Annotated in this window: 19 protein-coding genes; 13 read left to right on the forward strand and 6 right to left on the reverse strand. The window is 72.3% G+C overall.

The features are described from left to right. Window positions 1-83 precede the first annotated feature (83 nt). The gene (locus tag ABT129_RS01555) at window positions 84-1,172 is read left to right on the forward strand and encodes a 3'-5' exonuclease family protein (protein ID WP_351895166.1); all 1,089 of its coding nucleotides are present in this window, start codon (window positions 84-86) and stop codon (window positions 1,170-1,172) included. Here ABT129_RS01555 and ABT129_RS01560 read toward each other — a convergent pair. Then, the gene (locus ABT129_RS01560; RefSeq protein ID WP_351895167.1) at window positions 1,169-2,017 is read right to left on the reverse strand and encodes a diacylglycerol kinase; all 849 of its coding nucleotides are present in this window, start codon (window positions 2,015-2,017) and stop codon (window positions 1,169-1,171) included. The genes ABT129_RS01555 and ABT129_RS01560 overlap by 4 nt on opposite strands. A 142-nt stretch (window positions 2,018-2,159) precedes the next feature. On the opposite strand from ABT129_RS01560, the gene ABT129_RS01565 reads away from it, so the two are divergent. Then, a complete protein-coding gene (locus ABT129_RS01565) occupies window positions 2,160-3,443 on the forward strand; it encodes an adenylosuccinate synthase (RefSeq protein ID WP_187621778.1) in 1,284 nt (427 codons plus the stop codon). A 189-nt stretch (window positions 3,444-3,632) separates the two neighbouring features. Here the strand turns inward: ABT129_RS01565 and ABT129_RS01570 are convergent, their stop codons facing one another. Continuing rightward, on the reverse strand, window positions 3,633-5,564 hold the full coding sequence (locus ABT129_RS01570; protein WP_351895169.1) for a serine/threonine-protein kinase: 1,932 nt from the start codon (window positions 5,562-5,564) through the stop codon (window positions 3,633-3,635). A gap of 26 nt (window positions 5,565-5,590) precedes the next feature. After that, the gene (locus ABT129_RS01575; RefSeq protein ID WP_351895172.1) at window positions 5,591-7,129 is read right to left on the reverse strand and encodes a substrate-binding domain-containing protein; all 1,539 of its coding nucleotides are present in this window, start codon (window positions 7,127-7,129) and stop codon (window positions 5,591-5,593) included. Window positions 7,130-7,312: 183 nt separating this feature from the next. Between ABT129_RS01575 and ABT129_RS01580 the strand changes: the two genes are divergently transcribed. From ABT129_RS01580 to ABT129_RS01590, 3 genes are all read left to right on the forward strand, one after another. Next, entirely contained in the window at window positions 7,313-8,254 is a 942-nt protein-coding gene (locus ABT129_RS01580) for an NADP-dependent oxidoreductase (RefSeq protein ID WP_351895174.1), read from the forward strand. Between the two features lie 218 nt (window positions 8,255-8,472). Continuing rightward, a complete protein-coding gene (locus ABT129_RS01585) occupies window positions 8,473-9,414 on the forward strand; it encodes an FG-GAP repeat domain-containing protein (RefSeq protein WP_351895176.1) in 942 nt (313 codons plus the stop codon). Between the two features lie 179 nt (window positions 9,415-9,593). Continuing rightward, complete coding sequence (locus ABT129_RS01590) at window positions 9,594-10,484, forward strand: glycoside hydrolase family 19 protein (RefSeq protein WP_351895179.1); 891 nt, start codon at window positions 9,594-9,596, stop codon at window positions 10,482-10,484. 137 nt (window positions 10,485-10,621) lie between these two features. Here ABT129_RS01590 and ABT129_RS01595 read toward each other — a convergent pair whose 3' ends face one another. Both ABT129_RS01595 and ABT129_RS01600 read right to left on the reverse strand, forming a co-directional pair. Then, on the reverse strand, window positions 10,622-11,113 hold the full coding sequence (locus ABT129_RS01595; RefSeq protein WP_351895180.1) for a MarR family winged helix-turn-helix transcriptional regulator: 492 nt from the start codon (window positions 11,111-11,113) through the stop codon (window positions 10,622-10,624). Between the two features lie 7 nt (window positions 11,114-11,120). Beyond that, entirely contained in the window at window positions 11,121-11,744 is a 624-nt protein-coding gene (locus ABT129_RS01600; protein WP_351895182.1) for a DJ-1/PfpI family protein, read from the reverse strand. Between the two features lie 208 nt (window positions 11,745-11,952). On the opposite strand from ABT129_RS01600, the gene ABT129_RS01605 reads away from it, so the two are divergent. The 3 genes from ABT129_RS01605 (at window position 11,953) to ABT129_RS01615 (ending at window position 14,944) form a co-directional block, all read left to right on the forward strand. After that, a complete protein-coding gene (locus ABT129_RS01605; RefSeq protein ID WP_351895185.1) occupies window positions 11,953-13,317 on the forward strand; it encodes an aspartate aminotransferase family protein in 1,365 nt (454 codons plus the stop codon). A gap of 67 nt (window positions 13,318-13,384) precedes the next feature. Beyond that, window positions 13,385-14,095, forward strand: a complete 711-nt coding sequence (locus tag ABT129_RS01610) for a GntR family transcriptional regulator (protein WP_351895186.1) — start codon at window positions 13,385-13,387, stop codon at window positions 14,093-14,095. A 198-nt stretch (window positions 14,096-14,293) separates the two neighbouring features. After that, on the forward strand, window positions 14,294-14,944 hold the full coding sequence (locus ABT129_RS01615) for a putative DNA-mimic protein (protein WP_351895189.1): 651 nt from the start codon (window positions 14,294-14,296) through the stop codon (window positions 14,942-14,944). A gap of 65 nt (window positions 14,945-15,009) precedes the next feature. On the opposite strand, the gene ABT129_RS01620 is transcribed toward ABT129_RS01615, so the two are convergent. Continuing rightward, entirely contained in the window at window positions 15,010-15,714 is a 705-nt protein-coding gene (locus tag ABT129_RS01620; protein ID WP_351895295.1) for an SLATT domain-containing protein, read from the reverse strand. 268 nt (window positions 15,715-15,982) lie between these two features. On the opposite strand from ABT129_RS01620, the gene ABT129_RS01625 reads away from it, so the two are divergent. The 5 genes from ABT129_RS01625 (at window position 15,983) to ABT129_RS01645 (ending at window position 20,158) form a co-directional block, all read left to right on the forward strand. Next, window positions 15,983-16,318: a YbaB/EbfC family nucleoid-associated protein gene (locus ABT129_RS01625; RefSeq protein WP_030209773.1), complete on the forward strand. Its 336-nt coding sequence runs from the start codon at window positions 15,983-15,985 to the stop codon at window positions 16,316-16,318. A gap of 90 nt (window positions 16,319-16,408) precedes the next feature. After that, complete coding sequence (gene recR / locus ABT129_RS01630) at window positions 16,409-17,008, forward strand: recombination mediator RecR (protein WP_351895192.1); 600 nt, start codon at window positions 16,409-16,411, stop codon at window positions 17,006-17,008. A gap of 35 nt (window positions 17,009-17,043) precedes the next feature. Further along, window positions 17,044-17,703: a DUF5063 domain-containing protein gene (locus tag ABT129_RS01635; RefSeq protein ID WP_351895194.1), complete on the forward strand. Its 660-nt coding sequence runs from the start codon at window positions 17,044-17,046 to the stop codon at window positions 17,701-17,703. Window positions 17,704-17,831: 128 nt separating this feature from the next. Then, window positions 17,832-19,103, forward strand: coding sequence for an aspartate kinase (locus tag ABT129_RS01640; protein ID WP_260228236.1), 1,272 nt, complete (start codon window positions 17,832-17,834; stop codon window positions 19,101-19,103). Then, complete coding sequence (locus tag ABT129_RS01645) at window positions 19,100-20,158, forward strand: aspartate-semialdehyde dehydrogenase (protein WP_351895196.1); 1,059 nt, start codon at window positions 19,100-19,102, stop codon at window positions 20,156-20,158. The genes ABT129_RS01640 and ABT129_RS01645 overlap by 4 nt, the downstream gene beginning before the upstream one ends. Window positions 20,159-20,199 lie beyond the last annotated feature (41 nt).

Below are 20,199 nucleotides of genomic sequence, written 5' to 3' on the forward strand. Positions count from 1 at the left end.
CGGCGAAACGCTCGCGTCGCCGCCGCCGATCCGAGAAGCTGGTGTCCATCACCTCCACGCGAGGCGACCGGCGAGGTGAGGCAGTGAACGACCCGGTACGGACCAACCACTACGCGGGCCGCTGCGCCCGGTGCGGCGAGGACGTCGAGGCACAGGCCGGAACGCTGCTCCGCAGCGCGTGGGGCGGCTGGGTGGTCTACCACCCCGCCCACGCCCCCGAGCCCGACCCCGACGGCACCACGTCGGACCCCTCCGCGCTGCGCGCCAACCAGAGGGAGGCCGAGTGCGGGGTCTGCGGCTCGACCGTTCCCGCCGGTCTCGGCGTCCTCGTGCACGCCGGCCACGGCGGGTGGGACGTCTACCACCGTGAGCACGTACGCGAGCCCGCGCCGCCGCCCCGGGGCCGCCACCCGGGCTGGCACCGGCGCCGGCTCATGGCCGTGGACATCGCGACCACCGGCAACCGCCACGGTGTCGACCGGATCCTCGGCGCGGCCGTGCGGCTCAGCGACGGGACCCGCCGTTCCTGGCTCGTCGACCCCGGCACCGACCCCGTCTCCGTCGCGCCCCGCAAGAACCACGGCATCTCGGTGGACCACGCGCGCCGGGACGGGCAACCGGCGGCCGAAGCGCTCGACGAGCTCGCGGCCGTGCTCGCCGGACATCTGGCGACCAAGGATCCCCTGGTCGTCTGGCACGCGCCCTTCGTGTTCACCACGCTGGAGACCGAGCTGCTCCGGCACGGGCTCACGCCGCTGTCCGACCGCCTCGCCCGCGGCCTGGCGCCGCTGTGCGACCCCCTCGTCCTGGACCGCCACACCGAACCCAACCGGTCGGGCGGACGCGCGCTGGAGAAGGTCGCCGAGTGGTACGGCGTCCCGCACGAGCGTCCCGGCGACCCCCTGAGCGACGCCGGGACGACACTCGTCCTGGCGCAGGTGATCGCGGCCTGTCACCCACCCGTCGCCCGGCTGTCCCGTCCCGCGCTCCACCGGGAACAGGTGCGGTGGCACACCGAGCACGTCCGCGAGGCCGAGGCCCGGCGTCCCGACAGGGACAGGGACCGCCGGTGGCCCCTGGAGACGGTGGAGGTGCTCCCCTGGGAGGACCACGGCCCCCTCGGCGAACCCCAGGTTTCTCCGGACGCCCAGGGGCGCCCCCTCCGGGCCTAAGGGGTGGCCCCCAGGTCGTCCGGGACCGCCTCCGGGGTGGTGCCCCGGGGCAGGGTCAGGCCCCAGGCGCCCGCTCTGGCCGTCCAGGTCCGGCGGCGGACCGGGCCCGTGAGGCGGCCGTCCGCGCGGTAGCGGAAGTCCGGGCCGGAGACCGTGAGGGTGCGGGCGACGGCGTGCCGGGGCGGGGCGGCCGACGGGTGGACGGTCACCTCGGCGGCGCCCCGCACCGAGCGGACGGTCAGGCTGTCCAGGAGCGTGTCGACATCGGCGAGCAGCACGCCGTCCGCCTCGACCCGCAGCCGGAGCGCGCGGACGGCGAGGGCCGTCGGGGCCGGGCGGACCAGGGTGCGGACCAGGGAGCGGCAGGTGCCCCAGACGGACGGGGCCGCCGAGGAGAGCGCCGGGACGGCGGGCACGCCGGGGATGCGGAGGCCGCGGAGGACGACGCCGTCGCTGTCGTCGACGAGGAGGTCCAGGCGCCGCACCGTCCCGTGGAGCACCGCCCGCGCCGCCGCCGGGGTGGAGCGCGGCACGCCGAGCGCGTGGGCGACTTGCAGGGCGTCGGGATGGCCGATCGGGACGAGGGAGACGGCCCCTCCGGCGAGCTCCCGCTCCCGGTGGAGGAGGGCCACCGTACGCAGCAGCGCCCGGTCGTCCCCGATCACCACGGGGCGCCGTGCGCCGCGCCGGGACAGGGCGCGGGCGAACTCCTCCGGGCTGTCCGGAAGGCAGATCTTCGCTTCCGCGCCCGCGGACAGGACATCTTTCGCGATCCGTACGGACTCGCCGTCACTTCGGCGGGCGACCGGGTCGATGACCACCAGCAGCTGGTCGTGAGCCGACACCTCGGTCCTTCCTCGGGTAGCATCTTTGTGCAAGAGCCCCTTGCGCTATTGCGCCAGGGGCTTCGTCTATTCCGGGGCACACCGGTGAGGCGGCCTCGGCCCCTGACCTTGGACATGCCCCACCCGGAAGGGGTGTACGCCTGTGCCCGCACTTGTGCTGCTCGGTGCTCAGTGGGGTGACGAGGGCAAGGGAAAGGCCACCGATCTCCTCGGTGGATCCGTTGACTATGTAGTGCGTTACCAGGGCGGCAACAACGCCGGCCACACCGTCGTCGTCGGCGACCAGAAGTACGCGCTGCATCTTCTCCCTTCCGGAATCCTGTCGCCGGGGTGTACCCCGGTGATCGGTAACGGTGTCGTCGTCGACCCGGCGGTCCTGCTCTCCGAGCTGAGCGGACTGAACGAGCGTGGCGTCGACACGTCCAAGCTCCTGATCAGCGGTAACGCCCACCTGATCACCCCGTACAACGTCACCCTCGACAAGGTGACGGAACGGTTCCTCGGCAAGCGCAAGATCGGTACCACCGGTCGCGGCATCGGTCCGACCTACGCCGACAAGATCAACCGCGTCGGCATCCGGGTCCAGGACCTGTACGACGAGTCGATCCTCGTCCAGAAGGTCGAGGCGGCGCTGGAGGGCAAGAACCAGCTGCTCGCCAAGCTCTACAACCGTCGCGCGATCGACGCGGAGCAGATCGTCGAGGAGATGCTCCAGTACGCGGAGCAGATCAAGCCGTTCGTCGCGGACACCACGCTGATCCTCAACAACGCGCTCGACGAGGACAAGGTCGTGCTCTTCGAGGGCGGCCAGGGCACGCTCCTGGACGTGGACCACGGCACGTACCCCTTCGTCACCTCGTCGAACCCGACCGCGGGCGGCGCCTGCACCGGCGCCGGCGTGGGCCCGACGAAGATCAGCCGGGTCATCGGCATCCTCAAGGCGTACACGACCCGTGTCGGCGCCGGCCCGTTCCCGACGGAGCTCTTCGACGCGGACGGCGAGGCGCTGCGCCGCATCGGCGGCGAGCGCGGTGTCACCACCGGCCGTGACCGTCGCTGCGGCTGGTTCGACGCGGTCATCGCGCGGTACGCGACCCGGGTCAACGGCCTGACCGACTTCTTCCTCACCAAGCTCGACGTGCTCACCGGCTGGGAGCAGATCCCGGTCTGCGTCGCGTACGAGATCGACGGCAAGCGCGTCGAGGAGCTGCCGTACTCGCAGACCGACTTCCACCACGCGAAGCCGATCTACGAGATGCTCCCGGGCTGGTCCGAGGACATCACCAAGGCCAAGACCTTCGCCGACCTGCCGAAGAACGCGCAGGCGTACGTGAAGGCCCTGGAGGAGATGTCGGGCGCCCCGATCTCCGCGATCGGCGTCGGCCCCGGCCGCACCGAGACGATCGAGATCAACTCCTTCCTGTAGGCGGGACGCCCGAGGGCCCGCATCCCGTTCGCCGGGGTGCGGGCCCTCGGCATGTCCACGCCGGACCCACGGGACCCGCCGGACCCACGGGACCCACGGGACCCACGGGACCCACGGGACCCACGGGACCCACGGGACCCACGGGACCCGCCGGACCCACGGGACCCGCCGGACCCACCGCCCCCGGAACTACTGGCTCCGGTAGTACTCGTTCGGTTCGCCGTCGAGCATCGGGTACATGAGGAGCCGGTCCTTGCCCTTCAGCTTGTCGACGAGCAGGTAGCCGGCGAGGCCCTCCTGGCATTCGCGGTCCCAGGCGGTGGTGTCCCGGGTGGTCGGGCCGATGATCAGCAGGTTGCCGACGCCCGCGAGGACGGCCGTGGTGCCGCAGTACCAGTCCTCCGAGGTGGGCACGCCGTCGACGGTGCGCGGATAGCCGTTGATGACGCCGACCACCGTGGCGCCGACCGGGCCCTGGGTGATCGTGACCTGTGAGGTGTAGCGGTCGTCGTTCTCGCCGTAGACCTCCGGCGCGGGGATGCGTGACCAGCGGCCGAGGTAGCGGGCGGGGACGACCTCGGTGCCCGTGGGGGCCTTGCGGAAGGTGGCCTTCGCGGCGCCCGAGCTCCATTCGAGGACGTCGGGGGAGCGCAGGGTGAGGGTCTGGTGGGCGGCGGGCACGCAGCGCTGGGCGGGCACGCTGGTCGTCACGTCGGACTCGCCGAAGACGACCTTGTCCTCGTCGGCCGAGACGAGCCGGGAGCGGCCCATGCACAGCCGGTTCTCGGTGACCTGGACGTAGACGGCGTTCTTGGCGCCCGCCGCGCCCTGGGAGATCTCGATCCGGGCGGTCTCCCTCGGGTGGTCGGGGGAGCCCTGGAGCACGCCCTCCCAGGCACCGAGGAAGGTGGACGGGACGATCCCGGAGGGGCGGGCGGAGACGCCGTCGGTCCCGCCCGCGCCCCGGTTCCTCTGTGCGCCGCCGGGGTCCGGGTCGGGCCAGAGGGCGTACGTGACGGTGGCCGCGGCCGCCACCGCGAGGGCCGCGAGGCCGGCGATGAGGGCGGTGCGGCGGGGGCGGCCGGGGGCGCGGGACGGGGACCGGGGCGCCGTGGAGGCGGTGGACGGTACGGGAAGGGGCGTGGCCGGGTCGCCGGACGCGGGACCCGTGGTCCCGGTTCCCGCCCCGGTCCCGGCCATCTCCCCGGTTCCGGTCCCGGTCGCGCTGTCCGTCTCCGCCTCCAGGAGCCGGGCCGCGTGCCGGCCGAGCCGGGCGAGGACGTCCGCCGGCAGCCAGGGGTCGGGGACCGGAAGGGTCTCGGCGATCTCGGCGGCGGAGGGGCGGCCCGCCGGCTCCTTGGAGAGGCAGGCGCGGATCAGTCCGGAGAGCTCGGGGGCGAGATCCGTCAGGTCGGGCTCGTCGTGGGCGATGCGGAACATGGTGGCGTGGACGCCGCTGTCCGCCGTCCCGAAGGGGGAACGGCCGGTCGCCGCGTAGGCGAGGACCGTGCCGAGGCAGAAGACGTCCGACGCCGGGGTGAGGCGGTCGCCGCGCACCTGCTCGGGCGACATGAAGCCGGGGGAGCCGACGACGGCCCCGGTGGTGGTCAGGTTGCCGCCGTCGGCGACGGTGTCGACGGCGCGGGCGATCCCGAAGTCGATGAGCCGGGGGCCGTCGACGGTCAGCAGTACGTTCGAAGGCTTGAGGTCGCGGTGGACGAGCCCCGCGGCGTGGATGTGGACGAGGGCACGGGCGAGCCCGGAGGCCAGCGCCTTCACGGTCACGGGCGGCAGCGGCCCGAACTCGTCGCCGACCACGGTCCGCAGCGAGGGCCCCGGCACGTAGCCGATGGCGACCCACGGCGACTCGGCGTCGGTGTCCGAGCCGAGCACGGGCGCGGTGCCCGTGCCGCCGACCCGTTCCAGCGCGGCGACCTCGCGGGCGAACCGGCGCCGGAACTCGTCCTGGGCCGCCAGCTCCGCGTGCACCACCTTCACCGCGACCGTCCGTCCGCGGGCCGAACGCGCCAGGAACACCCGGCCCATTCCCCCGACCCCGAGGCGGCCGAGCAGACGGAACGGGCCGATGCTGACCGGGTCTTCCGCGTTCAAAGGCTCCACGTCGTCAGAGCATGCCAGACCGCGCGTCACCCGTCCCCGCAGATCCGCAGCCCCTTCGGGGTGGCGCAGGGCAGGTGGCCGTGGGTGCGGACGACGTCCTGACCGCTGCCCCGGTTCAGATAGGTGAGGAAGCTGGAGGTCAGCGAGTCCGCCGGCGGTTCGCCCCAGGTGTAGGCGAACTCGATCTCCCGGTACGGGTAGCCCGACTCGCCCAGCTCCTCCAGGACGGGCCGCCGCCCGTCGATCGCGACCCGGTGCAGCCCCTTGAGGCCGCTGCCGGAGCGCAGTTCGGTGTAGCCGATGGCCCCGGGGAGCCGGGCGACGGTGGCCAGGACCTGTTCCGTGGAGTCGAGTTCGCAGCGGATGACCTCGGCCTCGGGGTCGTCGGCGTGCTCGCAGTCCCGGGAGGAGTGGGCGGGTTCGTTGCGGCCCAGGACCCGGCGCTGGAACACCTCCCTGGTGCCGGAGCCGGCGTCCCTGCTGACCAGCAGGACGGGCTGGTCCAGGCCGGGCACGAGCGTGCTCCAGTTGGTGATCTCGCCCCGGTAGACGCGGCGGATCTCGTCGAGCGTGAGGTCGTCGACGGGGATGCCGTCGTGGACGACGAGGGTGAAGAGGGAGACGGCGACCATGCTCTCCCGCAGCTGCGGGTAGCCGCCGGGCTTGCGCCCGTCGGAGAGCGCGACGACGGCGGGGGAGCCCTTGGCCGACTTCGCCCCGGCCTCGGCCAGCGCCCGTATCCCGGCGGTCGAGCCGTGCGCCTCGACGACCACGGTCGCGCCCTCGCAGTCCTTCTCGTACTTCCTCGCGAGCTCCCGCACGACGGGCGCGAAGGCCGTGGAGCCGGTGACGGTGAGGGTGCCCCGGGCGCAGCCGATCGGCGGCGGCTCCTGCTCCCGCACGATGATCGCCGCGAGGGCGACCACGCAGACGGTGAGGACGACGGTGACGGTCCGGGCGACCCGGCTGAAGACGGGCGCCTTGTCGTCGGGGGTGGTGCTGTGGTTGAGGTGGACGTGGCCCTCGGCGATGTTGCCGTCGACCGTGACGGGGCTGCCGATGGGGCCGCCGGCGAGCAGCACGAGCAGCTTGTAGTGGGAGCCCCGGTTGAGCGGCACCTTGGGCAGCAGGATGCTGGTGGCGCCCTCCGCGGGGCCGGTCCAGGTGTCGGGGAAGTGGCTGAGCAGCCGGGGGTGGTCGGGCGCGGTGACGACGACCGCCTTCACGTGCCGCCGTCCGCCGAACTCCACCGTGAGCCCGTGGTCGTCACCGTCGGTGTAGTGCTCGCGGGTGATCGACAGGGCTCCGTCGTTCTCGATCCGGAGCAGGACGAGGGTGGCGTCGGACAGGTCCGGGCTCGCGTTGAAGAAGCCGCGCCGGACGACGGCGCCGGTCGGGGCGCCGTCGGCGGCGGCGTTCCCGATGGCCGTGTCCAGCTGGACGCGGTAGCCGACGCGCCGCTGGTGCGGCACGCGCCGCTCGTACCAGACGGCGCCGGTCGAGACGAGGACACCGAGGAGCGCGGTGAGCACGGCGATGAGGTTCTCAGCGGTGAGCCAGTCCACCCGCGCGACGGTACGGACACGTGTGCGGTGACGGGGGGTACGTCGCCGACTGCCACCTGGAGTTCTTCCTTCCGTCAGCCGGGCCCGGGAGCGAACCGACGCGGGCGGGTCATCAGAGGTTGCCGGGGGTGGGGAGCGTGGGTGTAATGGCCACGAGGGGGCCTTCTGTCTGAGGAGTACCCCATGCGTGTCGTCGAAGTGACCGCCTACGGCGGACCCGAGGTGCTCAGAATGGCCCGCCGGCCCGAACCGGAGGCCGGGGACGAGCCCGGCAAGGTGCGGGTGCGCCTCAAGGCGGTCGGTGTGAACCAGGCCGACCTGCGGATCCGGGCCGGTGAGTACGCCGGTGTGGTCGGCGACCTCAAGCCCCCGTTCGTCCTGGGGACGGACTTCGCGGGCACCCTGCTCGACCCCGTGCCCGGGATGGCGGAGGGGACCCGTGTGGCCGGTTTCGTGCCCTGGTACGAGGAGCTGACGGGGCACGGCACGTACGCGGAGGTGATCCTCGCCGATCCGGCCTGGCTGGCCCCGATCCCGGACGACGTGGAGTTCACCGTGGCCGCGTCCGTCCCTCTGGCCTCGCTGACCGCGCAGCAGGGCCTGGACCGGCTGCGGCTCCCGGAGGGTTCGACGCTGCTGGTGACCGGTGCGAGCGGGGTGGTGGGCCGTCTCGCGGTCCAGTACGCCGCGGCGGCCGGGCTGCGGGTGGTGGCCGTCGCCCACGAGGGCGACGAGCGGGAACTGAACGTCCTCGGCGCGGCGCACGTCGTCGAGCGCGGAACGCCGGAGGAGGTGGTCGCGCGGGTGGTCGAGGGCGATCCGGAGCGGGTGGACGCGGTCTTCGACGGATCGTTCACCGGCGGCGCGCTCCTCCCGGTCCTGAAGGACGACGGGGTCTTCGTCGCGCTCGTCCCCGGTCAGGAGCCGGCCGGGGAGCGGAACATCCGCGTGGAGCCGGTCCGGGCCCGGCCGGACGCCGCCCAACTGACGGAGACGCTGAAGAAGGTGGCGAACCGGGAGCTGATCACCCGGGTGGCGGACGTCCTCCCCCTGGAGTCGGCCGCCGAGGCCCACCGGCGCGCGGAGGCGGGCCGCCGCCCCGGCCGGATCGTGCTGCTGATCTGACCCCGTCGATCCGGCCCGGCCGATCGGCCCCGCTGATCGAACCCGCTGATCCGGCCCCGTTCGTCCGACTCCGTTGACCCGACTCCGTCCGATCCCACAACACCCGGGCCCGGCCCGGGTGTTGTCGTACCCCCGTGAGAGGCTTCCGGTGTCCGGCGGTGGCGCGAGCGCGTCGCCGTCGACCACATCTGAGGAATGAATCCCAGGGGGGAATCATCATGACCATCCGACGTAGCCGCGTGCTCCGGGGCGCCCTCGCCGCCACCGCCGCCACGGTCGCCCTGGCCGCCACCGCCGGTACGGCCTTCGCCGCCGGCGACCCGGCCGGCCGGGCGCGCGCCGAGGCCGTGGCCGAGCGGCAGCAGGTCCGGGAGTCCGCCCGGGCGGGGGCGCTCGCCGCCGACGACGCTCCGGTCGAGACGCCGAGCTTCGCCCTGACGGCCGTCCACAAGCAGAGCTTCGAGTTCTACCTGTACTTCCCGAACTACGCGGGTGGCTTCGAGCCCCGCGACCACATCGCGATCCCGGTGCCCGAGTGGGCCGACTCGATCGACGTCGACAACGACAAGGACGGCTCGGCCGACGGTGGCTGGACCGTCTACAAGGACGGCACCATCGACTACACCTACATCGACGAGGAGCTGAACTTCCACGAGGTCCAGGTCGGCACGGGCTGGAACACCTACCGCACGGTCCTCTCCCCCGGCAGCATCGGCGGTGCCAAGGAGGCCGACCTCCTCGGCGTCGACAAGGCCGGTGTCCTGTGGTCGTACCTCGCCTACCCGAACGGCAAGGTCACCCCGCGTCACCGGGTCGGCGGCGGCTGGGGTCAGTACACCCAGGTCGAGGGCCAGGGCGACCTGACCGGTGACGGCAAGGCCGACATCGTCGCCCGCGACAAGACCGGCGTCCTGTGGCTCTACAAGGGCACCGGCGACTACAAGGCCCCCTTCGCCGCCCGTACGAAGATCGGCGGCGGGTGGAACACCTTCGACCGGATCCTCTCGGTCGGCGACCTCGACCTCGACGGCCGGTCGGACCTGATCGCCCGCAAGCCCAACGGCGACCTGCTCCGCTACTCGGGTTCGGGCAGCGCCGCGGCGCCGTTCCAGCAGCCGGTCAAGATCGGTCACGGCTTCCAGATCTACAACCTGCTGTAGTCGCGGGCCCGTTGCGGTCCTGACGCTCGGGTGCGGCCCCGGGTCCCGGTCTTCCGGGCCCGGGGCCGTTCCGTGTCCGCACCCCGTCCGTCACAAGTTCTGGTCTGGACCTTGACAGGTCCAGACCAATCGCGCTTCGCTGTGGCTTCCCCCACCGGCCCCACCCGGAAGGAACACGCATGCTGCGCAAGTTGGGCGTCCTCCTGGCCGCGCTCTGTACGGCCGTCGGTCTCGCCGTCCTCCTCCCCACCGCCCCGGCGGGCGCCGCCCCCGCCTGTGTCGGCGCCTGGAACTCCGGCAGCGTCTACACCGGCGGCATGACCGCCTCGTACAACGGCCGCAACTGGTACGCCAAGTGGTGGACCCAGAACGAGCGTCCCGGCTCCTCCGACGTCTGGCGCGACGAGGGCGCCTGTGGCACGGGCGGTGGCGGCGAGCAGCCGAACCCCACCGGATTCGTCGTCTCCGAGGCCCAGTTCAACCAGATGTTCCCGAACCGGAACCCCTTCTACACCTACGCGGGCCTCACCGCCGCCCTCAAGGCCTACCCCGGCTTCGCCAACACCGGCAGCGACACGGTGAAGAAGCAGGAGGCCGCGGCCTTCCTCGCGAACGTCTCCCACGAGACGGGCGGTCTCTACTACATCGTCGAGCAGAACACCGCCAACTACCCGCACTACTGCGACCGCAACCAGCCCTACGGCTGCCCCGCCGGCCAGGCCGCCTACTACGGCCGCGGCCCCATCCAGCTCTCCTGGAACTTCAACTACAAGGCCGCCGGTGACGCCCTCGGCATCGACCTGCTGAACAACCCGTGGCGCGTCGAGCAGGACCCGTCCGTCGCCATGCAGACCGGCCTCTGGTACTGGAACACCCAGAGCGGCCCCGGCACCATGACCGGCCACAACGCCATCGTCAACGGCGCCGGCTTCGGCGAGACCATCCGCTCCATCAACGGCACCCTGGAGTGCAACGGGGCGAACCCGGCCCAGGTCCAGAGCCGGGTCACCAAGTACCAGCAGTTCACCCAGATCCTGGGCGTCCCCACCGGGGCGAACCTGTACTGCTGATCGGCCACCGCCGGGGGACAACGGCGGTCCTGGCGGCGGGCCCCACGGCGACGTGGGGCCCGCCGTCGTGTGCGGGGCGGGAGCGGAACCCCCCGGCGGGACGGACCTCCCGGCGACGGAGCACGCGTCGGGAGCCCTCAGGGAAGGTCCGAGGGGTCCGACGGGTCCGGCGAGGACCGGTACGTCCCCCCGGCCCGCTCCAGCGCCCCGGACAGCCGCTCCAGCACCCGCACCGTCTCGTCGAAGGCCTCCTGGCCGCCCAGCTCCCCCACGAGCGCGGCGGCGAGGCGCGCGTGCCCCGGCTCGATCCGGCCGATCGCCGCCCGGCCGGCCTCCGTGGGGGCGAGGAGCTTGGCGCGGCGGTGGGCGGGGTTCGGCTCGTAGGCGGCGAGCCCCTCCCGTACCAGCAGGTCCGCGATCCGCTGGACGCTCTGCCGGGTGATGCCCATGACGCGGGCGATCCCGGCGACGGGCAGCGGCTCGGGGAGTACGGCTCCGAGGACCTGCCACCAGGCGGCGGTCAGGCCCGCCGGTTCGGCCAGTTCCTCGGAGACGGCGAGGAACTGGCCGTTGAGACGGAAGACGCCCAGGGCCGTACGGGAGAGGGCGTCCTGCGGTGCGCGGCTCACCGGGTCCTCAGGAGTTCAGCTCGGCGAAGGCCGCCGGGTCCGAGTCGTGGAACAGGCGGTACCAGGCGTCCCGCTTGCCCTCGTACGCGCCGAGCACGGCGAAGATCTCGCGCGCGAAGGCGACCGGCTCCGTGGGGCCCGCCGTGACGAGGTCCCCGGTCCCGGCCGCGCCGGGGGCGGTCACCGCGTCCGCGTCCGTGTAGTGCGCGCCGCCCTTGTAGCCGGTGGCGTCGAGGTAGAAGGAGACCGCGCTCGTGTGCGGGCGGTCGTCGAGCAGGCCCTCCTTCGCGAGGCCGGCCGTGGCCCCGCAGATCGCGGCGACCGGGACCCCGGCGTCGAGGAAGGCGCGGGCCTTGGCGGTGAACGGGGCCAGGTCGTCGCCCTCGTCGTACTTCTCGGCGCCCGGGAGGATCAGCAGGGTGCTGTCCCCCGGCGCGAGGTCGGCGAGCGCGAGGTCGGGGACGATCCGGATGCCGGCGAGGGTCGTGACGGGCTCTCCGGCGACCGGGCCGACGGTCCTGATCGTGTAGCCGGCGCGGGCGAGCCAGGCGGTGGCGTGGCCCGTCTCCCAGTCGGCGAGGGTGTCGTAGACGGCGAGGTGGACGGTCTTGGTGTCGCTCTCGGTTCCCATGACAGAAGACTGTCATGTCGACAGCATGCTGTCAATGGAAGGGGGGTCCAAGCCGTGGGCGAGCCGTACCGGAGGCGGGAGGGAAGCCGCGCGGGACGGCGGGGAGGGCGACGGCACGGAGGGAGGGAACAAGGTGTCGCGTCCGCCCCGGTCTCGGTGGACAAGATGGCCATGGCCCTTCCCACCTGCGGTTCCTTACCCTCGACCCATGACCCCTCATGTCATCGAACCCGATCCCCAGGCCGGGGCCGCCGTCAAGGCCGCCGACCGCGCGCACGTGTTCCACTCCTGGTCCGCCCAGGGCCTGATCGACCCGCTCGCCGTCGCCGGCGCCGAGGGTTCGTACTTCTGGGACTACGACGGGAACCGCTACCTCGACTTCACCAGCGGCCTCGTCTACACCAACATCGGCTACCAGCACCCCCGCGTGGTCGCCGCCATCCAGGAGCAGGCCGCGAAGCTCACCACCTTCGCGCCCGCCTTCGCCATCGACGTCCGCTCCGAGGCCGCACGCCTCATCGCCGAGCGGACCCCCGGCGACCTGGACAAGATCTTCTTCACCAACGGCGGCGCCGAGGCCGTCGAGAACGCCGTCCGCATGGCCCGGCTGCACACCGGCCGTACGAAGGTGCTCTCCGCCTACCGCTCGTACCACGGCGGCACCTCCACCGCGATCAACCTCACCGGTGACCCGCGCCGCTGGCCCTCCGACACCGGCTCGGCCGGCGTCGTGCGCTTCTGGGCGCCGTTCCTCTACCGCTCGCCCTTCTACGCCACCACCGAGGCGGAGGAGAGCGCGCGGGCCCTCCAGCACCTGGAGGACACGATCGCCTTCGAGGGTCCGGCGACCATCGCCGCGATCATCCTGGAGACCGTCCCCGGCACCGCCGGCATCATGACCCCGCCGCCCGGCTACCTCGCCGGCGTCCGCGAGATCTGCGACCGGTACGGCATCGTCTTCGTCCTCGACGAGGTCATGGCGGGCTTCGGCCGCACCGGCGCGTGGTTCGCCGCCGAGCACTTCGGCGTCGTGCCCGACCTGATGACCTTCGCCAAGGGCGTGAACTCCGGCTACGTGCCCCTCGGCGGCGTCGCCATCAACGCCGAGATCGCCGCCACCTTCGACAAGCGCCCCTACCCGGGCGGACTGACCTACTCCGGTCACCCGCTCGCCTGCGCCGCCGCCGTCGCCACCATCCAGGTGATGGAGGACGAGAAGGTCGTCGAGAACGCCGCCCACATCGGCGAGCACGTCCTCGGCCCCGGCCTGCGCGAACTCGCCGAGCGCCACCCGTCCGTCGGCGAGGTCCGCGGCCTGGGCGTCTTCTGGGCGCTCGACCTGGTCAAGAACCGCGAGACCCGCGAGCCGCTCGTCCCGTACAACGCGGCCGGCGAGGCCAACGCGCCCATGGCCGCCTTCGGCGCCGCGGCGAAGAAGAACGGCCTGTGGCCCTTCGTCAACATGAACCGCACCCACGCCGTCCCCGCCTGCAACGTCACCGAGGCGGAGGCCAAGGAAGGCCTCGCGGCCCTCGACGCGGCCCTCTCGGTCGCCGACGAGCACACCGTCTGACCGCGACCCGGAGAGGCCCCTTCCGTCTGGACTAGGGTGTCCGGAGCCGGACGGAGGGGGCCGACCCATGCCCGCGAGCGGAGCTGTCACCCGCAACACCTTGCGACAGCAGATCGCGGACGCGCTCCGTGACGAGGTGCTCGCGGGCCGTCTCCAACCGGGCGAGGAGTTTACGGTCAAGCAGATCGCCGAGCAGTACGGAGTGTCCGCGACCCCCGTACGCGAAGCCCTCGTCGACCTCTGCGCGCAGGGCCTCCTCGACTCCGACCAGCACCGCGGCTTCCGCGTCCACCAGTACTCGGTCGACGACTACCGGGCCATGGTCGAGGCCCGGATGCTCGTCGTCGACGGCATCTTCCGCCGCCACACGCCCGCCGTGCCGCTGCCCCCCGCCACGGCCCCGCGACCCGACCTCGGGATCGGCGTCGCGCTCGTCTCCGTCCGGCGCAGGGGCGAGGCGGCGGCCCGCGCGGCCCGCGCCGGGGACCTCGACATCCTCATCGGGTACGACATCCGCTACTGGCGCGAGCTGGGACGCCTGGTCTCCGCCAACGACCACATCGCCGACTTCCTGCACCGGCTCCGCGTCCAGGCCTGGGTCTTCTCCGTGCCCTACCTGCGCTCCGAGCGGGACATGCTGGGCTGGCTGTGGAGCGACCACGTCGAGCTGGTCGACGCGATCACCCGCGGGGACGCGCAGGCGGCCGTGACGGTCGTACGGCAGTACAACGCGCACGCGCTGGAATGGGCGGGGTACCTGGAGGCTCGGGCCCGCTGAGGCCGGGGCCGGCCGGCGCGCACCGGTGGCGCGGCGCGTGGGGCCGGGGCCCGAGTTCGGGTTGAGGCCGGGCCTCCGGGGGCAGTTCCTCAGCGGGTGGACGGTGTCCGTGGGGCGCCGACTAACCTGGCCGTCCCTGCAAATGCCTGGCGTACGCCCCGCGAGCGTCCCCCGCAACTGACGGAGAGAGAGCCTCCCTTGGCCTGTGACCTGTGGCTGGTCCCCCTCGTCGACGTGCTGTGCCACAGCCCCGACAACCCCTTCGCCGAAGAGATCGCCCAGTACGACGCCGTGCTCACCGCGTCCGGTCTGCCGACCGTGCCCGTCTACGCGTACATGCCGGGACTCTCCGGTGATGTCGCCCCGATCGCCGGCTTCGACTACGAGGCCCTGCACTTCCTGCGGCGGGTGTACCTCCTCCAGATGTGCGGGCTGCCGGTCGAACCGGTCGGTGAGCTCGGCGGCGACTACGAACAGCTCCTGGAGATGTTCGAGGCGACCGCCCAGCAGTCGCACCTGGTCTGGCATTACGACCACGCGGGCGCGTACGTCCCGGTCGACTTCCCGGTACCGCTCGCCAGCGACGAGCTCCTGGAGGGCGGCGGGCCGCTCGGCTCCTCGTACGGGCTGCTGCGGGAGCTCCAGTTCGTGGCGCCCGCGATCGGCATCGACCCGGCGAACCCGCCGGCGGCCCCCCTGCCGCCGGAGCGGCCGACCTCCCTGGAGGAGCCGGCCGTGGCGACCCCGCCGGACGGCGGCCCCTTCGCCCGGGAGCGCCATGTGTGGCTCGGCCTGCACGCGGCGGCGACCCGGAGCCTGGCACAGGGCTCCATGATCATCCTCAGCTAGCCGCCGCGCCCGGGCCGAGCGGCCCGGAGTCGGGCGGACCCGGAGCCGAGCGGCCCCGGACGGTCCTAGCGGGCCTCCGGGGGCCGCTGGCGCGGCATGTTCGGACGGGTCCCGGGCGGCAGCGGGAAGCGGCCCGAGGGGTGGGAACCCTCGGTCCGGGCGGGCATCACGCCCACCGACTGGAGCGCGAGCGGCGCGGGACCCGAGCGGAACTCGACCATCCAGTCCGCGGTCTCCGCCCGTACGAGCTCGGTCACGTCCTCCGAGAAGCGGCGCAGCACGCCGAGACACCGCTCGGCCGCCTCGCTGGCGGTGCCCTCGGTGGGGCCCAGCACCTCCCGGACGCTCTCCGAGGCCCAGTCGAACTGGAGGGCCTGGAGGCGGCGCTGCACGGCCTGTGCCGTCGCCACGTCCCTCATCCAGCCGGACGTCAGGCCGAAGTACCGGTCGCAGGCCACGCAGGCGGCGCCGAGCAGCAGCGAGAGGTAGCCCCAGCCGACGGTGCCCTCCGTCACGCCGGTCAGGTCGAGCAGCGGGAGGGCGGCGCCGGCGATCACCCCGGCGGCCGTGCCGATCCGCAGGATCCGGGCACCGCGGCGCTTGCGGGCGCGGTCCGAGAGGTACCACTCGGCGGTGCGCAGGGCGTGGGACTCCACCCGGCGGTACAGCTCGTCGAGCCGTTCGGCGGGCTCGCCCCAGTCGCCCAGGGGGAACGGCGTACCGGTCAGATCGCGGTGGACGTCTCCCCCGGGGGGTCCCGGTGGCTGCATCTCCGGCTGCTGGCTCACCGGGGGACTCCTCTGTTCAGCTCAGTGCTCGTGTCCTTCTGTGACGTGCGGTGCACGTGGTGCCTGCCCTTCCTACCGCCGAATGGTGGGCGACGGGCCCGGAATCCCAGGATTTCCGCCCGCAAGAGGGTGTTGATCAGGTAGAGGAGCCCGCAGTTTCTCACCCGAAAGAGTGATGGAGGCAGGGCGAGCGGGGACCACGTAGGCTCGGCGTACCGACATACGGACGTACCGAACCTCAGGAGTGACCGTGATTCCCGGTGGTGGTCAGCCCAACATGCAGCAGCTTCTCCAGCAGGCCCAGAAGATGCAGCAGGACCTCGCCCGCGCCCAGCAGGAGCTGGCCGCGACCGAGGTCGAGGGACAGGCGGGCGGCGGCCTGGTCAAGGCGACCGTGACCGGCTCCGGCGACCTGCGCGGCCTCGTGATCGACCCGAAGGCGGTCGACCCGGAGGACACCGAGACGCTCGCCGACCTGATCGTGGCCGCCGTCCAGGCCGCCAACGACAACGCGCAGCAGCTCCAGCAGGCCAAGCTCGGTCCGCTGGCGCAGGGCATGGGCGGAATGCCGGGCCTGGGCTTCTGAGCCCCCCCGCTTCCTTCACCCCCGTGGGCTTCTAAGGCTCGCTTTCAGCCACTACCGTAAGAATCAAGCACTCCCTTGAAGGGGCGTTCCGTGTACGAAGGCGTGGTTCAGGACCTCATCGACGAACTGGGCAGGCTGCCCGGCGTCGGTCCCAAGAGCGCGCAGCGGATCGCCTTCCACATCCTCCAGGCCGAGCCGACGGACGTCCGCCGGCTCGCGCACGCGCTCCTGGAGGTCAAGGAGAAGGTCAGGTTCTGCGCGGTCTGCGGCAACGTGGCCCAGCAGGAGCAGTGCAACATCTGCCGCGACCCCCGCCGCGACCTGACCGTCATCTGTGTGGTCGAGGAGCCCAAGGACGTCGTCGCGATCGAGCGGACCCGCGAGTTCCGGGGGCGGTACCACGTCCTCGGCGGCGCGATCAGCCCGATCGACGGCGTCGGCCCGGACGACCTGCGCATCCGCGAGCTGCTGGCGCGGCTCGCGGACGGCGCCGTCACCGAGCTGATCCTCGCGACCGACCCGAACCTGGAGGGCGAGGCCACCGCGACCTATCTGGCGCGGATGATCAAGCCCATGGGACTGAAGGTCACCCGGCTCGCGAGCGGGCTCCCCGTCGGCGGCGACCTGGAGTACGCCGACGAAGTGACCCTCGGCCGTGCTTTCGAGGGGCGGAGGCTGCTAGATGTATGACGACCGGGCCGGCGCGCTCTCAGGGAGGCTCCTCGATGTCTGACCCCACGCTGCACGCGATCACGCAGAACCCCGACGACTTCGCGGTCCAGATCGCCGACTCCATCGAGAGCTTCATCGTCGCGACCACCGAGGTCGCCAAGGGCGACGAGCCGGACAGCGCGGTGCCCTTCCTGCTCCTGGAGGTCTCCCAGCTGCTCCTGGCGGGCGGGCGGCTCGGCGCGCACGAGGACATCGTCCCGGACGAGCAGTACGAGACGGACACCGGTCCCGAGCCGGACGTGGACGACCTGCGCGAGCGGTTCGCCGTGCTCCTCGACCCGGTCGACGTCTTCTCCGAGGTCTTCGACCCGTACGAGCCGCGCAAGGCCCCGGTCCCGGCCCGCATCTCCGACAACCTCGCCGACATCGTCACCGACCTGCGGCACGGTCTGGCCCACTACCGGGCGGGCCGGACCAGCGAGGCCCTGTGGTGGTGGCAGTTCTCGTACTTCTCCAACTGGGGACCCACCGCCTCGGCCACCCTCCGCGCCCTCCAGTCCCTCGTCGCCCACGTCCGCCTCGACCAGCCGCTCGCGGCCCTCGACGGCCTCGACACGGACGAGGACCTGACGGAGGACGACCTCGCCGAGGAGGCGGGCCGTGTGATGGCGGAGGAGATCGGTGCTCCGCTGGGGCTGTCCGAGCGGCTCTGAAAGCGCGTGATGATCACTCCGTGAGCGCCCTGTCTCACCATCCGATATCACGTAGGTGTTCGCGGGTCGCTCGTTAGACTGAGTCGATCGCAGCACCGGCTGCGGCACACACTGAGCGAGGAGCGCACGTGGGCCTTGTCGTGCAGAAGTACGGAGGCTCCTCCGTTGCCGATGCCGAAGGCATCAAGCGCGTCGCCAAGCGGATCGTGGATGCCAAGAAGAACGGCCACCAGGTGGTCGTCGTGGTTTCCGCGATGGGCGACACGACGGACGAGCTGATCGATCTCGCCGAGCAGGTATCCCCGATCCCTGCCGGGCGTGAGTTCGACATGCTGTTGACCGCGGGAGAGCGGATCTCGATGGCCCTGCTGGCCATGGCGATCAAGAACCTGGGCCACGAGGCCCAGTCCTTCACGGGCAGCCAGGCCGGTGTCATCACCGACTCGGTCCACAACAAAGCGCGCATCATCGATGTCACGCCGGGCCGGATCCGTACCGCCCTCGACGAGGGCAACATCGCCATCGTCGCCGGGTTCCAGGGCGTCTCCCAGGACAAGAAGGACATCACCACGCTGGGCCGTGGCGGGTCCGACACCACCGCCGTGGCCCTCGCGGCGGCGCTCGACGCCGAGGTCTGTGAGATCTACACCGACGTCGACGGCGTCTTCACGGCCGACCCGCGCGTGGTGAAGAAGGCGAAGAAGATCGACTGGATCTCCTTCGAGGACATGCTGGAGCTCGCCGCCTCCGGCTCCAAGGTGCTGCTGCACCGGTGCGTCGAGTACGCGCGTCGCTACAACATCCCGATCCACGTCCGCTCGTCCTTCTCGGGACTGCAGGGCACCTGGGTCAGCAACGAGCCGCAAGGGGACCGCAAGGTGGAGCAGGCCATCATCTCGGGCGTCGCCCACGACACCTCCGAGGCGAAGATCACCGTCGTCGGCGTGCCGGACAAGCCGGGCGAGGCCGCGGCCATCTTCCGTGCCGTCGCGGACGCCGAGATCAACATCGACATGATCGTGCAGAACGTGTCCGCCGCCTCCACCGGCCTCACGGACATCTCCTTCACCCTCCCCAAGGCCGAGGGCCGCAAGGCCATCGACGCCCTGGAGAAGGCGAAGGGCGCGATCGGCTTCGACTCGCTCCGCTACGACGACCAGATCGGCAAGATCTCCCTGGTCGGCGCCGGGATGAAGACCAACCCGGGCGTCACCGCGGACTTCTTCCGCGCGCTCTCCGACGCGGGCGTGAACATCGAGCTCATCTCGACCTCCGAGATCCGCATCTCGGTCGTCACCCGCGCCGACGACGTCAACGAGGCCGTGCGCGCCGTGCACAGCGCCTTCGGCCTGGACAGCGACTCGGACGAGGCCGTCGTCTACGGAGGCACCGGCCGATGACACCGAAGCCGACGCTCGCGGTCGTCGGTGCGACCGGGGCCGTCGGCTCGGTGATGCTCCAGATGCTCACGCACCACGCGGACGTCTGGGGCGACATACGCCTCCTCGCCTCCCCGCGCTCGGCGGGCCGCAAGGCCCCCGTGCGCGGGGAGGAGTGCGAGATCCTCGCGCTGACCGAGGAGGCGCTGGAAGGCGTCGACCTGGCGCTCTTCCTGGTGCCCGAGGCGGTGGCCGCCCGCTGGGCACCCGTCGCCGCCACCAAGGGCGCCGTCGTCGTGGACACCTCCGCCGCCTTCCGGGCGGACCCCGACGTGCCCCTCGTGGTCCCCGAGACCAACGCCCACGCGGCGCGCGTCCGGCCCCGGGGCATCGTGGCGAGCCCCGGCTGCACCACCCTCGCGCTGATCGTCGCCGTGGGCGCCCTGCATGCCGAGTTCGGGCTCACCGAGCTCGTCGTCACCGCCCAGCAGGCCGCCAGCGGCGCCGGGGCCGGCCAGGCGGGCGTCGAGGCGCTCCGGGCCCAGCTCGGCCTGGTGGCCGGCCGCGGCGACCTGGGCACCCACCCCGGAGACGTACGGCGGGCGGTCGGCGAGACCACCGGCCCCTTCCCCGGGCCCCTCGCGCTCAACGTCCTGCCCTGGTCGGGCACGGCGGGCGCCGGCGGGGCCTCCTCGGAGGAGGAGCGCGTACGGGACGAGACCCGCCGGATCCTCGGACTTCCCGCCCTGCGGGTCGCCGCCACCTGTGTGCGGGTTCCCGTCGTCACCGGGCACTCCGTCTCCGTGCACGCCCGCTTCGAGCACCCCGTGCCGGTCGGGCGCGCGCACGAGATCCTGGCGACCTCGCCCGGGGTCGTGCTGTACGACGACCCCGCCTCGGGCGACTTCCCCACCCCCGCCGACGTCGTCGGCACCGACCCCGCCTGGGTCGGGCGGGTGCGGCGCTCCATGGACGACGAGCGGGCGCTCGATTTCTTCGTCTGCGCCGACAATCTGCGCAAGGGAGCGGCCCTCAACGCCCTCCAGATCGCGGAATCGGTTGTCACAGCTTTGTAGGATCTGTGAACGACCTGTGAGCAATTAGGCGTCAGATACCT

This window comes from Streptomyces sp. NPDC002057 (genome assembly GCF_040296665.1).
GTDB lineage: Bacteria > Actinomycetota > Actinomycetes > Streptomycetales > Streptomycetaceae > Streptomyces.

Bases quoted from the DNA above. Each gene is read 5' to 3' on its own strand.
- ABT129_RS01580 (WP_351895174.1), top strand. From the start codon at position 7,313: ATGCGTGTCGTCGAAGTGACCGCCTACGGCGGACCCGAGGTGCTCAGA.
- ABT129_RS01585 (WP_351895176.1), top strand. From the start codon at position 8,473: ATGACCATCCGACGTAGCCGCGTGCTCCGGGGCGCCCTCGCCGCCACC.
- ABT129_RS01590 (WP_351895179.1), top strand. From the start codon at position 9,594: ATGCTGCGCAAGTTGGGCGTCCTCCTGGCCGCGCTCTGTACGGCCGTC.
- ABT129_RS01600 (WP_351895182.1), bottom strand. From the start codon at position 11,744: ATGGGAACCGAGAGCGACACCAAGACCGTCCACCTCGCCGTCTACGAC.
- ABT129_RS01605 (WP_351895185.1), top strand. From the start codon at position 11,953: ATGACCCCTCATGTCATCGAACCCGATCCCCAGGCCGGGGCCGCCGTC.
- ABT129_RS01610 (WP_351895186.1), top strand. From the start codon at position 13,385: ATGCCCGCGAGCGGAGCTGTCACCCGCAACACCTTGCGACAGCAGATC.
- ABT129_RS01620 (WP_351895295.1), bottom strand. From the start codon at position 15,714: ATGCAGCCACCGGGACCCCCCGGGGGAGACGTCCACCGCGATCTGACC.
- ABT129_RS01635 (WP_351895194.1), top strand. From the start codon at position 17,044: ATGTCTGACCCCACGCTGCACGCGATCACGCAGAACCCCGACGACTTC.
- ABT129_RS01645 (WP_351895196.1), top strand. From the start codon at position 19,100: ATGACACCGAAGCCGACGCTCGCGGTCGTCGGTGCGACCGGGGCCGTC.